The sequence below is a fragment of the uncultured Serinicoccus sp. genome (assembly GCF_947487915.1).
In the GTDB taxonomy this organism is placed as follows: Bacteria; Actinomycetota; Actinomycetes; order Actinomycetales; family Dermatophilaceae; genus Ornithinicoccus.
Genome location: NZ_CANKYH010000003.1, coordinates 207,988 through 220,344 on the forward strand (window position 1 = coordinate 207,988; position 12,357 = coordinate 220,344).

General features: G+C 75.3%; 11 protein-coding genes. 1 reads left to right on the forward strand and 10 read right to left on the reverse strand.

Features of this window, described 5'->3' with window-relative positions; all coding sequences use genetic code 11:
• Positions 1 to 71: 71 nt before the first annotated feature.
• The 8 genes from Q0795_RS04545 to Q0795_RS04580 form a co-directional block, all read right to left on the reverse strand.
• The gene (locus tag Q0795_RS04545; RefSeq protein WP_298887078.1) at positions 72 to 866 is read right to left on the reverse strand and encodes a hypothetical protein; all 795 of its coding nucleotides are present in this window, start codon (positions 864 to 866) and stop codon (positions 72 to 74) included.
• 339 nt (positions 867 to 1,205) lie between these two features.
• Entirely contained in the window at positions 1,206 to 3,686 is a 2,481-nt protein-coding gene (locus Q0795_RS04550) for an ABC transporter permease (RefSeq protein WP_298887080.1), read from the reverse strand.
• Entirely contained in the window at positions 3,686 to 4,468 is a 783-nt protein-coding gene (locus tag Q0795_RS04555) for an ABC transporter ATP-binding protein (protein WP_298887082.1), read from the reverse strand. Before Q0795_RS04555 ends, Q0795_RS04550 begins: the two co-directional genes overlap by 1 nt.
• 111 nt (positions 4,469 to 4,579) lie before the next feature.
• Positions 4,580 to 5,281: a response regulator transcription factor gene (locus tag Q0795_RS04560; protein WP_058890431.1), complete on the reverse strand. Its 702-nt coding sequence runs from the start codon at positions 5,279 to 5,281 to the stop codon at positions 4,580 to 4,582.
• Positions 5,278 to 6,657 (reverse strand): ATP-binding protein, encoded by a 1,380-nt coding sequence (locus Q0795_RS04565; protein WP_298887087.1) that lies wholly within the window; start codon positions 6,655 to 6,657, stop codon positions 5,278 to 5,280. The genes Q0795_RS04560 and Q0795_RS04565 overlap by 4 nt, the downstream gene beginning before the upstream one ends.
• A gap of 77 nt (positions 6,658 to 6,734) precedes the next feature.
• Entirely contained in the window at positions 6,735 to 7,937 is a 1,203-nt protein-coding gene (gene hutI / locus Q0795_RS04570; RefSeq protein ID WP_298887089.1) for an imidazolonepropionase, read from the reverse strand.
• Positions 7,938 to 7,979: 42 nt separating this feature from the next.
• Positions 7,980 to 9,440, reverse strand: coding sequence for a formimidoylglutamate deiminase (locus Q0795_RS04575; protein ID WP_298887091.1), 1,461 nt, complete (start codon positions 9,438 to 9,440; stop codon positions 7,980 to 7,982).
• Positions 9,437 to 10,690 carry an allantoate amidohydrolase gene (locus Q0795_RS04580; RefSeq protein ID WP_298887093.1) on the reverse strand — a complete coding sequence of 418 codons (1,254 nt, stop codon included), beginning with the start codon at positions 10,688 to 10,690 and terminating at the stop codon, positions 9,437 to 9,439. Before Q0795_RS04580 ends, Q0795_RS04575 begins: the two co-directional genes overlap by 4 nt.
• An 88-nt stretch (positions 10,691 to 10,778) precedes the next feature.
• Here Q0795_RS04580 and Q0795_RS04585 point away from each other — a divergent pair, with 88 nt between their 5' ends.
• Complete coding sequence (locus tag Q0795_RS04585; protein WP_298887095.1) at positions 10,779 to 11,264, forward strand: aminoacyl-tRNA deacylase; 486 nt, start codon at positions 10,779 to 10,781, stop codon at positions 11,262 to 11,264.
• A 19-nt stretch (positions 11,265 to 11,283) separates the two neighbouring features.
• On the opposite strand, the gene Q0795_RS04590 is transcribed toward Q0795_RS04585, so the two are convergent.
• Both Q0795_RS04590 and Q0795_RS04595 read right to left on the reverse strand, forming a co-directional pair.
• Positions 11,284 to 11,826, reverse strand: a complete 543-nt coding sequence (locus Q0795_RS04590) for a Uma2 family endonuclease (RefSeq protein WP_298887097.1) — start codon at positions 11,824 to 11,826, stop codon at positions 11,284 to 11,286.
• 88 nt (positions 11,827 to 11,914) lie between these two features.
• Positions 11,915 to 12,340: a PPOX class F420-dependent oxidoreductase gene (locus Q0795_RS04595; protein WP_298887100.1), complete on the reverse strand. Its 426-nt coding sequence runs from the start codon at positions 12,338 to 12,340 to the stop codon at positions 11,915 to 11,917.
• Between the last annotated feature and the right edge of the window lie 17 nt (positions 12,341 to 12,357).

The following is a 12,357-nucleotide window of genomic DNA, read 5'->3' on the forward strand; positions in this document are numbered from 1 at the left end:
GTCACCGACGACGACGTCCAAGAGGTGCGTCCGAGCGGGCGTCGGACCCCCGTCGTGCACCGACGACCTCCTCAGCTGGGTGGGGTCGCCCATTCCGGTAGCGGTACCGACGACTCATCCGCCTCCCACGACTCCAGGATCTCGAAGCCGCTGGCGGTGCCCGTGAGTCGGAGAGCGCCGCTGGGTTCTGGGCCAGGAGCTCCTGGCCATCTGCCCACGGCGATGACTTCGGTGTTCCCCGAGATGTACCAGGTGTCCAGGCACGGGTTCTGCAGCGACGCCACGTCGCACGTCTCGACCTCTCCCAGCTCCCAGAAGTCGCTCACCGCGACGCGCGGGTCCCATCCCTCCAGGACCTCCCCCACCGGGTAGTTCGCCAGCCGCTCCTCCTCAGCGGCCTCGGCCTCTGACTCCTGGGCCTCCAGTTGTGTCTGGTACTCGTGAAGGCCCAGTGCGAAGCCTGCTCTGTATGCCTGCTCTGCCTCCACGCCGGCGAACGAGCCCTGCTCGCTCACGGTCCCCGGGTCGTAGTAGTCCTCCCGACCGTAGAGCCCTGCCTGGTGGCCGCTGCGGAACGCCCGCTCGAATCCTGGATGGTCGTCAGCCGACGCGTCGCCATCCGGCTCCGGCGGCGTGTCCATGTCGACGGCAGCACTCACCTCGACGGCGGACTCGGAGTCGTCGTTCGCCTCATCGGTGACAGCGCCCTCCGACGACTCCCCTTCGGACTCGGCGTCCTCGGTCGGCGCCGCCACACTCGCGGACTCGCCCTCACCTCCGACGTCTTCACTCTCGCCGCAACCAGCCAGGATGACCAGCAGAGCCAGGGCGGGGATCGATGACGTCCCGCACGAAACTCGAGTCATGTGCGCCTCCCACGGATGAGGTGCAGCGAGCGTAGCGGTGCCGACCTCCACGCGCCAGTGCCCGATGGAATTCGTGAAGGCCGATGCGACACCCGTCCCGACGGTGCCTTCGGCCCGGTCCTCCCCCGGTCCGGAAGGGCGCGACTGCACCGGGTATGTCGTGGAATTGCCCCGGGCGGCGACCTATCCGCTGCAGTCGCGCACCACCGGACGCGGGATCGGGCCTGGGGCCGGCCGGGAGTCCCTGCCCGGCCGGCCCCAGGGGGCCTGCCACCCGCCGTTCAGGGCGGGGAGACCCGGGGACGGGAGCGGTGAGTCCCTGCACCGCTCCCGCCCGGTCTACGCCGCGGCCAGCCCTTCGGCCGGGCTGACCCGGGCCGCCCGCCGGGCCGGCAGCACGCTCGCCAGCACCCCGGCCAGCAGCGCCACGCCGACGATGACGCCGACGCGCACCCAGGGCACCGCCAGCGACAGCGGGGTGCCCTCCGGGAGGATCGTCTGGACGCCGAGAGCGGCATACCCGATCCCGAGCGCAAGGCCCAGCCCGGCGCTGACCAGGGCCAGCAGCACCCCCTCGGCGAGCAGCATCCCGCGCATCTGGCCGCGGGTGAGCCCGAGCCCGCGCAGCAGGGCGTGCTCCCGGTGCCGCTCGATGACCGACAGCGACAGGGTGTTGGCGATCCCGACGACGGCGATGAGGACCGCGACCCCCAGCAGGGCGGTGGCGACGAGCACCATCACGTCCAGCACCTGGGCGACGAGCGCCCGCTCGGCGGCGGCCCCCTGGACGGTCATGCCGCTGTCCGCGGTGACCTCACCGACGGCGAGCATGGTGTCGCCGACGTCGGCGTCGTCGTCCAGCCGGAGGAGCACCGCACCGGGCTGCGAGGTGTCGCCGGTCAGCGCCTGCAGGTCCTCGGGCTGCACCACGAGCCCGGCGGCGCCCAGTCCGAGCTCGATGACGGTGAGGTCGCGGCTCCCGCCCGGCCCGCTGACCGTCAGGGTGTCCCCCGCCTCGACGCCGTAGCTGGCCCGGTCGAACGACCCGAGGCCCACCGTGCCCGGCGCCAGCGCGGCGACGAGCTCCTCGCTGCGCAGGACGCGCTGCGCGCTGCCCTGGTCGAGCGCGGCCACCGCGACCTCGCCGACGTCGCCGTCGCCGACCTCGAGGTATGCCGTGTCCACCGCCTCCGCGGCGCGCACGCCCTCCACCGCGGCCAGCCGGTCCACCACGCCCTCGTCGACGGCGGTGGTCACCGGCACGTCCCCGTCCAGCGCGGGCTCGGTCTGCGCCACCAGGTCGACGGCATACGCCTGGTCGATCTCCCCGAGGGCGGTGCGCTCACCCGAGGCGGCGCCCACCGAGGTCATGGTGATGAGGGTGACCCCGACGAGCAGGGCGGCGCTGGTGGCGGCCGCCCGGCCCGGGTTGCGGACGGCCCCGGTGACCGCGAGGCGACCTGGCACCCCGGCCGGCCGTGCGGCCAGGCCGAGCAGGCGCACGAGCGCGGGCACGAGCACCACCGCGGCCAGCAGCACGCCGACGAAGGAGACCAGGCCGCCGGCCACGCCGAGGAGCACCTGCCGCAGGAGGGCGGCGAGCACCATGAGACCGGTGCCACCGGCGACGAGGAGCAGCGCGAGCAGCACCCGCACCCGGCTCACCCGGGAGGCGGCGGCCGGCTCCCCCGCCGGCCGCAGCGCGGCCAGCGGCGACACCCGGGTGGCCCGACCCGCCGGCCACCAGGAGGCCAGCAGGGTGATCGCCACCCCCACGACCACCGGCGCCACCAGGCTGAGCCACCCGACCTCCAGGCCGGTGCCCAGCGGGAGGCCGAGGTCGGCCCCGCGGGCCAGTCCCAGCAGCAGCTGGGCGACCCCGAGCCCGGCACCTACGCCGACCGCCGAGGCCGCCGTCCCGAGCACCAGCGCCTCCAGGAGCACCGAGCGGCGCACCTGGCCCCGGGTGGCCCCGACGCAGCGCAGGAGCGCGAGCTCCCCGGTCCGCTGAGCCAGGGTGATGGTGAACGTGTTGGCGATGACGATGGCCGCCGTGGCCAGCGACACCGCGCCGAAGCCGAGCAGGATCGACCCGAGCACGAAGGTCTGGCCGGTCAGACCGGCGACCCGCTCGGCAGCGGCCTCCGACCCGGTCTGGAGGGCGACCCCCGGCACCGCCTCCGCCAGCGCGTCCCGCACCTCGTCGACGGTCGACCCCTCGGCCACCGTCACCTGGGCGGACCCGTACGACAGCTGGGGGTCCAGCTCGCGCAGCGTGGCGTCCGTGGCGAGGAACCCCTCCTGGTAGCTGAGCGTGTGCACCTCCCCGGGGTCCACCACCCCGACCACGGTCAGGGTCAACGGGTCGCCGGGGGCGCCGTCCACGGTGCGCGTGGTGAGCGTGAGCTCGTCCCCGACACCGGCCTGGCCGGCGAGGGCCTGGTTGACGGTCGCCTCGTCCTCGCCCGCCGGCATCCGACCCTCGAGCAGGGTCATCCCCCCGGCCGGCACCGAGGTGCCCACGAGGAAGCTGCTGCCCCGGTCGACGCCCACCGTCGCGTCCGCGACGACCCGGTCCACCCCGGGCGTGCCCGCCACCCGGTCCACGTCGTCGGCCTCCAGCCACGTGTCGTCCCCGGTCACGACCAGGTCGGCGTCGCGCAGCCCGCCGGCCACCGCGTCCTCGAGCCCGGCCTGGGCGGTCGAGACGACCACCAGGCTGGTGGTCAGGAAGCCGACCCCGATGAGGATCGCCACCGCCGCCGAGACCAGCCGCCGGCCGCGGGAGGCGAGGCCGGCCGCCATCCACCGGGCCGCCATCAGGCGACCTTCCCGAGGTCGCGGATCCCGGCCAGCACGGTGTCGGCGTCCGGGTCGAGGATCTCCCCGGCGATCTTGCCGTCGGCGAGCAGCAGCACCCGGTCGGCGACCGCCGCAGCGTTCGGGTCGTGGGTCACCATGACCACCGTCTGGTGCCACTCCTCGACCGACCGGCGCAGCAGGGCGAGGACCTCGGCGCCGGTCGTGCTGTCCAGGGCGCCGGTCGGCTCGTCGGCGAAGATCACCTCCGGCCGGGTCACCAGGGCCCGGGCCAGGGCGACCCGCTGCTGCTGGCCGCCGGAGAGCTCGCCCGGGCGGTGGTCCAGGCGCCCACCCAGGCCGAGGGCCTCGACCACCGTGCCCTCCCAGCCGGCGTCGACCGAGCGACCGGCCAGGTCGAGCGGGAGGCGGATGTTCTGCCGAGCGGTCAGCGTCGGCAGCAGGTTGAAGGCCTGGAAGACGAAGCCCACCGAGCGCCGGCGCAGCCGGGTCAGCTGGGCGTCGGACAGCGAGGTCAGCTCGTGCTCACCGAGGTAGCTCCGTCCGCTGGTCGGGGTGTCGAGTCCGGCCAGCAGGTGCATGAGGGTCGACTTGCCCGAGCCGCTGGGCCCCATGATCGCGGTGAACCTGCCCGCCTCGATCCCGACGGACACGCCGTCGAGGGCGGTGACCGCGGCCTCGCCGCGGCCGTAGGTCTTGGTGAGGTCGAGGGCGCTCGCGGCCAGGGCGCTGCCCTGCCGGGTCGGGCCGGTCCTGCCGTGCTGGGATGTCGTGGTCGTCATACCCAGGACGCTAGGGACCAGCCACCGCTCGCGGCATCATCCACCAGTCGTGACCTGCGGCGACGCAGGTCCACCCCCGGTATGACGTGCGCGGGCCCCGCTGCGGCGTGCCTACTCCGGCCGGCCGACGAGCCCGGTCTGGTAGGCGGTGATGACCATCTGCACCCGGTCGCGCAGGTCGAGCTTGGCCAGGACCCGCCCGATGTGGGTCTTGACGGTCGCCTCGGCCAGGAAGAGCTCCGCGGCGATCTCGCCGTTGGTCAGGCCCCGGCCGACCGCCTCGAGCACCTCGCGCTCCCGCTCGGTCAGCGGGTCCAGGCGCGACACGGCGGCGCGCCTGCGTGCGGCCGTGGTGCTCTCGGCCCCGGCGTCGGGGAGGTCCGGCACGAAGCGTTCCAGCAGCCGCCGGGTGGTCGAGGGCGCCATCGCCGCGTCCCCGGCGTGCACGGCCCGGATCGCCGCCAGCAGCTCTTCCGGACCCGCGTCCTTGAGGAGGAAGCCGGAGGCGCCCGCCCGGAGCGCGGCGAAGACGTAGTCGTCCAGGTCGAAGGTGGTCAGCACCAGCACCTTGGGGGGTTCCACCGGACCGGGGTCGCGCAGCAGCCGGCGGGTCGCCTCGACCCCGTCCATGCGAGGCATCCGGATGTCCATGAGCACGACGTCGGGCCGGGTCTGGGCGATCGCGTCCAGCGCGGCGGACCCGTCGCCGGCCTCGCCGACCACCGACATGTCGTCCTGCGCGTCGAGCACCATCCGGAAGCCGGCGCGCACGAGCGCCTGGTCGTCGACGAGGAAGAGGCGGATCGGGGTCATCGGGTCCCTCCTGAGGTATGCCGTGCTGCCGGCTCGCGATCTCCCGACGCGTCGAGCGGTTGGCCGGGGTCGGCGGGGCTCGCCGACGCGCCCACGGACGCGGCCCCGGCGTCGGACGCGGCCCCGGCGTCGGATGCGGCGGTGCGTGCGACGGGCAGGGTGGCCACGACCTCCCAGCCCCGTCGGGTCCGGGGCCCGGCGCTCACGCTGCCCCCGAGGACCTCCACCCGCTCGCGCATGCCGATGAGACCGTTGCCCTCGCCGTCGTGCTCGTCCTGGGCGGCCCCGTCGCCGTCGTCCGTGACCCGCACGAGCAGCACCTCGGGCGTGCGCAGCAGGTCGACGTCGACCGAGGCACCCGGCCCGGCGTGCTTCATGGCGTTGGTCAGGGCCTCCTGCACCACCCGGTAGGCGGCGAGATCCACGTCACGGGGCAGGTCGGCGACCTCGCCGCGGACGTGCGCCTCCACGTCGACGCCCGACCCGCGCACCCGCTCGACGAGGTCGTCCAGGTGGCCCACCCCCTCCAGCGGGGCGTACTCCGCGCCGCTGCCCGTGTCCCGCAGCACCCCCACGAGCCGCCGGGTGTCCGCCAGCGAGGTCCGCGCGGTCTCCGCCAGCGTCTCCAGGGTCCCGGCCGCCCGTTCCAGCGCCGCCCGGTCCGCGGCCATGCCCGGCTCCTTCGCCAGCGCCTGGCGCGCGGCATACAGCCCGCCGTCGGCCTGGACGACCACCACGGCGAGGGAGTGGGCGACGACGTCGTGCATCTCCCGCGCGATGCTGGCCCGCTCGTCCTGCGCCGCGAGCCGGGAGCGCTGGGCCTGGTCACGGGCGAGGGCCCGGTTCTGCTCCTGCAGCCGCAGCACCACCTCGCGGCGACGGCGCATGACGTCGCCGAGGGCCCAGGCGACACCGACGAAGCAGGCCATGAACAGGGACTGCACCGCCACGATGCTGAGGTAGGAGCCGAGCCCGAAGTAGAACGACCAGCGCAGGGCACCGAGCACGGCGCCGGCCAGGGCCATCGCGAGAACCGTCCGCGCGGTCCGTCGGCTGCCGAAGGCGGCGGCGCTGTAGACCACGACGAGGACCGCGATGTTGGTCGGCATCGGCCCGTCGCTGAGGACCAGCTGGAGCAGGCAGCCCACGGCGGCGACGACGGCCACCCTCATGGGGTGACGGCGCCGCCAGAAGAGGGGCACGATCTGCAGCAGGCTGTAGAGGATCGACCCGGGGCCGCCCCAGCCGGCACCGCTGACGAGGTAGATCAGCAGGAACGCCGCCACCACGGCCGCGTCCGGCAGCCACGCCCGGGAGCGCACGCCGCGCGCCAGGTCGGACGCCTGCTCCCGGACGGCCTGCAGCGTGTCGCTCATCCCTGGAAGCCTAGGTGCTGACCTATCGGCGGCGCGTCATACCGGGGTCGCGGCCTGCTCCGCCCACGGGCGGACGCTCAGATCTCCAGCGCCCGCACGATCGGGACCCCGACGCGGTAGGGGATGTGCAGGAAGCTGGGGGCGGCGACCACCGCCAGGTCCGCGCGCCGCCCGACCCGCACCTGGCCGAGGTCGTCGCGGCGCAGGGCGCGGGCACCGCCGAGAGTGGCCGCGCGCAGCGCCTCCGCGGGGGTCATGCCCATCTCCCGGACGGCCAGCGCGATCATCAGCGGCATCGACGAGGAGCTGCACGTCCCGGGGTTGCAGTCGGTCGCCAGGGCGACCTCGACGCCGGCGTCGAGGAGGCGACGCGCGTCGGGGTAGGGCTGGCGCGTCGAGAACTCCACGCCCGGCAGCAGGGTCGCGACCGTCCCGCTGCCGGCCAGGGCGGTGACGTCCGCGTCGATGAGGAAGGTGCAGTGGTCCACGCTGGCCGCGCCGAGCTCGACCGCCAGCTGCACGCCCGGCCCCTCGGACAGCTGGTTGCCGTGCACCCGCAGCTCGAGCCCCGCCTCCCGGCCCGCCTCGAGGACGCGCCGCGACTCCTGCTCGTCGAAGGCATACCTGCTGGCCGGTTCGCAGAACACGTCGACCCAGCGCGCGTGCGGCGCGCAGGCCCGGAGCATCTCGCCGCAGACGAGGTCGAGGTATGCCTCCCGCCCGCCCTCGCCGCGGGCGTCCGGCGGCACCACGTGGGCGCCGAGGAAGGTCGTCTCGGTGGTGACCTCGCGGGCCAGGCGCAGCGCGCGCACCTCGTGCGCGACGTCCAGCCCGTAGCCGCTCTTGATCTCGACGGTGGTGGTCCCCTGGGCGCGCATCTCGGCGACCCGCGCCTGCAGGAGCGCCCGCAGCTGGGCGTCGGTGGCCTCGCGGGTCGCGGCCATGGTCACGGCGATACCGCCGCCGTCGTAGGCCTGCCCGGTCATCCGGGCCGCGAACTCGGCCGACCGGTCCCCCGCGAAGACGAGGTGGGAGTGGCTGTCGACGAAGCCGGGGAGAACCGCCTGACCGCCGAGGTCGATGGCCCAGTCGGCGTCGGGCGCCTGGCCAGCCGGGCCGACCCACTCGACGACGGGGGCGGAGTCCTCCCCGCCGCCCCCGACGACCAGGGCCGCGTCCTCGACCACCCCGAGCCCCCGGGTCAGCGGCGACCCGCCGCCGTCCTCCCGGGTGTCGTCGCAGGTGACCAGCTCGCTGATGCCGGTGATGAGCATGCTCATGCGTCGTTCCTCATGCGTCGATCCTCTCGCGTCTCAGGTCACTCACGCCTTCTGTGCACCGGGCGCGCGGTGCCGGTGGGTCGGTCGGTCCTGCCACAGCGGGGTGATGGCCTCGGTGAGCAGGCGGCCGACGTCGCCGAGGCGGTGCCGCCCGCCCTCGACGACGACGCTGCCGTCGACCACCACCGTGTCGACGTCGGCGGCGCCGGCCGCGAGCAGGAGCTGCGCGGGGTCCGCGCCGGCGGTCCGCACGGTGTCGTCGCGGACGGCGACGAGGTCCGCCCGCGCACCGACCTCCAGGCGACCGGCATCCGGCCAGCCGATGCTCTCGTGCGCGGTCGTCGCAGTGAGCAGGTCGGCCGGGGCGAGGCGGCCGCGCTCCAGCGTGGCGAGCCGCTCGTGCATCTCCAGCGCCCGAGCCTCCTCGATGAGGTCGACGACCGCGTGCTGGTCGGACCCCAGGGACAGGCGCGCGCCCGCCTCCCGCAGCGCCCGCGCCGGGCCGATGCCGTCGGCGAGGTCGCGCTCGGTCGTGGGGCAGAAGCAGGCCCAGGCCCGGTGCCGGCCGAGGAGCGCGACGTCGGCCCCGGTGAGGTGGGTGGCGTGCACGGCGGACAGGTCGGGCCCGAGGACCCCCTCGGCCGCGAGCAGCGCGGTGGGGGTGAGCCCGTGCGCGGCGAGGCAGGCGTCGTTCTCGGCGGGCTGCTCGGACAGGTGCAGGTGCAGCGGGCGCCCGATCCGGTCGGCGCCCCTCCCCGGCCCGCCGTCCACCGCCGCCCGGCGGCGGCCCGCGGCGTCCGCACCCTGGTCCGCCCGCGCCCAGTCGGCCACGACCCGCAGCTGCTCCCGCGGCACCGCCCGCACCGAGTGGATCGCGGCACCCACCCGCAGGTGCGCGGGACCGCCGTCGGTGTGGTCGCGCAGGTCCTCGGCCCGCAGCGCCCACGCCTGCGCGTCCAGGTCCCCGAAGCGCAGCTGCGGCCCCTCCAGCTCGGCGTACCCCGCCCCGTCCAGACCGCCGGCGAGGTAGCAGGTGTCGAGCAGGGTCAGCCGGATGCCGGCGTCCTGCGCGGCCTGCACCAGCGCGTGCCCCATGGCGTTGGGGTCCATGTAGCGCCGGCCGCCCGGCGCGTGGTGCAGGTAGTGGAACTCGCCCACGGCGGTGACCCCGGCCAGCGCCATCTCGGCGTAGACCGCTCGCGCCAGCGCGAGGTAGGAGTCCGGGTCCAGGCGCGCGGCCACGGCATACATCCGCTCCCGCCACGTCCAGAACGTCCCACCACCGTCGTGCGTCCGCCCGCGCAGCGCCCGGTGGAAGGCGTGGCTGTGGGCGTTCGCGAGGCCGGGGAGGACGACGCCGGGCAGCCGGAGGTCACCCTCCTGCGCGGGTATGCCGTCGCTCACCTCGACGAGGCGCCCCGCCTCCACGACGAGCCGGACGTCGCGGCGCACCCCGTCGGGCAGGTGCGCGGCGGAGGCGTGGAAGGCGGTGCGCCCGCTCACGACGGCTCCCCGACGAGGTCGGCCACGCACGCGGCGAGCGCGTCCACGCCCGCGTGGCAGTCACCGGGCTCGGCGTGCTCGGCCGGGCTGTGCGACACCCCGGTGGGGTTGCGGACGAAGAGCATGGCGGTGGGCACCCCCGCCCCGGCGAGGATGCCGGCGTCGTGCCCCGCGCCGGTCCCCAGCACCGGGACGCTCAGCTCGGCCTGGCTGCCCAGCACCCCGCGCAACCGGGCGGCCAGGTCGGCGTCGAAGCGGGTGGTGGGGGTCCACGACTCGCGGGTGACCGTGGCGCCCGCCCCTCCGGAGCTCTCGGTCAGGTCGGCGACGAGCGCCTCGACCTGCGACTCGTCGGCGCCGCGGGCGTCCAGCCAGCCGGTGACGTGGGACGGGATGGCGTTGACCCCGCCCGGGGTGACGGCGACCTTGCCCACCGTCGCGACGCACCCCCGGCGCTCGGCGGCCTCACGGGCTCCGAGGACGAGGCCGGCATATCCGAGCATCGCGTCCCGGCGGTCCTCCAGCCGCGTGGTGCCGGCGTGGTTGGCCTCTCCCGGGAAGTCGAAGCGCCAGCGGCCGTGCGGCCAGATGTCGCTGCCGACCGCGACCGGGGCGTCGAGGTCGACGAGGGCGCGGCCCTGCTCGACGTGCAGCTCGACGAAGCACCCGATCCGGGCGAGGGCCTCCTCGTCGCGGCCGAGCCGCCCGGGGTCGCGCCCGGCGGCCGACAGGGCCTGCGCGTAGGTCACCCCGTCGGCGTCGGTGAGCGCCCGGGCGCGGTCCGCATCCAGCGCCCCGGTGAGCACGCGAGACCCGGCGCAGGCGATGCCGAAGCGGGCCCCCTCCTCGTCGACGAAGTGCGCCACGGCGACGGGCACGGCGGGGACGACCCCCTGGGCCCGCAGCGCGTCCAGGGCGGCGAAGGAGCTGACCACCCCGAGCGGCCCGTCGAAGGCGCCGCCGTCGGGGACCGAGTCGAGGTGCGACCCGATGACCACCCCACGGCGTCCGGCGCGCGCGGCGTCGTCGACGCTGCCGGGCCCGTCCCACCACCAGGCCCACTGGTTGCCGACGCGGTCCTCGACGAGGTCCAGTCCGCGCGCGGCCGCCTCCCCGGCGAACCACTCGCGCAGCTGCGCATCCTCCCGGGTCCAGACGAAGCGGCGGTAGCCACCGCTGCCCACCCGGCCGACCCGGTCGAGGTCGGCCCACAGGCGGTCGAAGGTCCGGAGGTGCTCGGCGTCGCTCACCTGCCCGACTCTAGGGGCGCCGGCACCCGGGTGGCAGGGGCGCGGAAGCGCCGGAGTCTCAGATGTCGGACGGCATACCCTGGGACCCATGAGCGAGGAGCGCGCCGTCGCGGCGGTCGAGGCCGCCGGGCTGGAGTATGCCGTGACCCGGCACGGTCGGGTCGGCAGCCTGGAGGAGGCGGCCCGGGCCCGGGGGGTCGAGCCGCGTGACATCGTCAAGACGCTGGTCGTGCGCCGCGGGGAGGGCGACCACCTCTTCGTGCTCGTGCCCGGCGACCGGGAGATCTCCTGGCCGCGGCTGCGCGCGCTGCTGGGCGTGAACCGGCTCTCCATGCCGGACGCGGAGACGGCACGGGAGGCGACGGGCTACGAGCGGGGCACGATCACGCCGTTCGGCTCGACGACGGCCTGGCCGGTCGTCGCCGACGCCTCCCTGGTCGGCGACCCGGGGCGGCGCATCTCGCTGGGGGCGGGCGCCCACGGCGTCGCGGTCACCGTGCCCGCCGAGGCCGCGCTCCAGGCCCTGGACGCGCAGGTCGCCGAGGTGACCGAGGTCGTCGGCGCCGGCGGGTGAGGTCGGCCGGCGGGCCGCGTCAGCGGGTGAGGTCGACGGGACGCAGGCTCACGGCGAACGGCTCGGTGACGTCGAGCCCCTCGTCGCCCTCCGCGACCTGCTCGGGCACGTAGGCGCCGTCCTCGAGCCGGAGCACCCGGACCGCCGGCTCGTCCGGGTCCACCACCCAGTAGTGGGGACACCCGAAGCGCGCGAGAACCTGCGGCTTGGCGACGAGGTCGGTGCGCCGGCTCGACGGGGAGAGGATCTCCACGGCCAGGACCGGCGGGGTCTCGACCTGGCCGCCGCTGCGCAGCTCGCGGGGGACGACCAGCAGGTCCGGCTGCAGGATGCTGCGCTCGCCCGCACGGACGTCGAGGGGTGCGGCGAGGACGCGCAGGTGGGGAGGGCAGGCAGTGCGGAGGACCGCGAAGAGCTCTCCGCTGACGACCTGGTGCAGGACCGCCGGGCTCGGTGACACGACCAGCTCACCCTCGATGAGCTGGATGGTCATGTCGTCGCGCTGCTCGCGGTAGGCATACAGGTCCTCGACCGTGTAGATGCCCACCTCGGTGATGCTCATGGCGCCCATCGTGCCCCTCCCCCGTCATGCCGTCCAGCATGGCGCATCCGCGGACACCCCGGCCGCGTCGTCCACAGCCGCACGGCCATCAGGCGGCGACGTCCTCCTCGGGCCGGACGAGGACGACCACGTCGCCGTAGCTCAGCTTCTTGCGGCGGCCGGCGAGCGTGCCGAGGACGCGGAAGACCCGCGCCTGCCAGCCGTACTTCGCCCGCACCGCGGCCTGGACCTCCTCGAACTCCGGCCCGGCCTGCACCATCTCGGCGGTGGCCTGGACCGGCAGGGTGCCGGGCGTCGGGGTGCCGGTGCGCGAGCAGGGCTGGACGAGCACGCGCGGGGTGTGCCGCAGCCGCTTGGTCTTGCCGGTGCCCATCGTGGTGTAGAACCCGATGCGCTCGCCGTCGCGCAGCGACACCACCCAGACCGGCGTCGGCACGCCCTCACCGCTGCGCCGGAAGGTGGTGAGCAGGATGAACTCCTCGGCCCCGAGCCGCTGGACCTCTGGTGTCGTCATGGCCCGAACCTACGCCG

What these genes read in the sequence shown, in the direction of transcription:
- Q0795_RS04545 (WP_298887078.1), bottom strand. Translation starts at nt 866, where the DNA reads ATGACTCGAGTTTCGTGCGGGACGTCATCGATCCCCGCCCTGGCTCTG.
- Q0795_RS04550 (WP_298887080.1), bottom strand. Translation starts at nt 3,686, where the DNA reads ATGGCGGCCCGGTGGATGGCGGCCGGCCTCGCCTCCCGCGGCCGGCGG.
- Q0795_RS04555 (WP_298887082.1), bottom strand. Translation starts at nt 4,468, where the DNA reads ATGACGACCACGACATCCCAGCACGGCAGGACCGGCCCGACCCGGCAG.
- Q0795_RS04560 (WP_058890431.1), bottom strand. Translation starts at nt 5,281, where the DNA reads ATGACCCCGATCCGCCTCTTCCTCGTCGACGACCAGGCGCTCGTGCGC.
- Q0795_RS04565 (WP_298887087.1), bottom strand. Translation starts at nt 6,657, where the DNA reads ATGAGCGACACGCTGCAGGCCGTCCGGGAGCAGGCGTCCGACCTGGCG.
- hutI (WP_298887089.1), bottom strand. Translation starts at nt 7,937, where the DNA reads ATGAGCATGCTCATCACCGGCATCAGCGAGCTGGTCACCTGCGACGAC.
- Q0795_RS04585 (WP_298887095.1), top strand. Translation starts at nt 10,779, where the DNA reads ATGAGCGAGGAGCGCGCCGTCGCGGCGGTCGAGGCCGCCGGGCTGGAG.
- Q0795_RS04590 (WP_298887097.1), bottom strand. Translation starts at nt 11,826, where the DNA reads ATGAGCATCACCGAGGTGGGCATCTACACGGTCGAGGACCTGTATGCC.
- Q0795_RS04595 (WP_298887100.1), bottom strand. Translation starts at nt 12,340, where the DNA reads ATGACGACACCAGAGGTCCAGCGGCTCGGGGCCGAGGAGTTCATCCTG.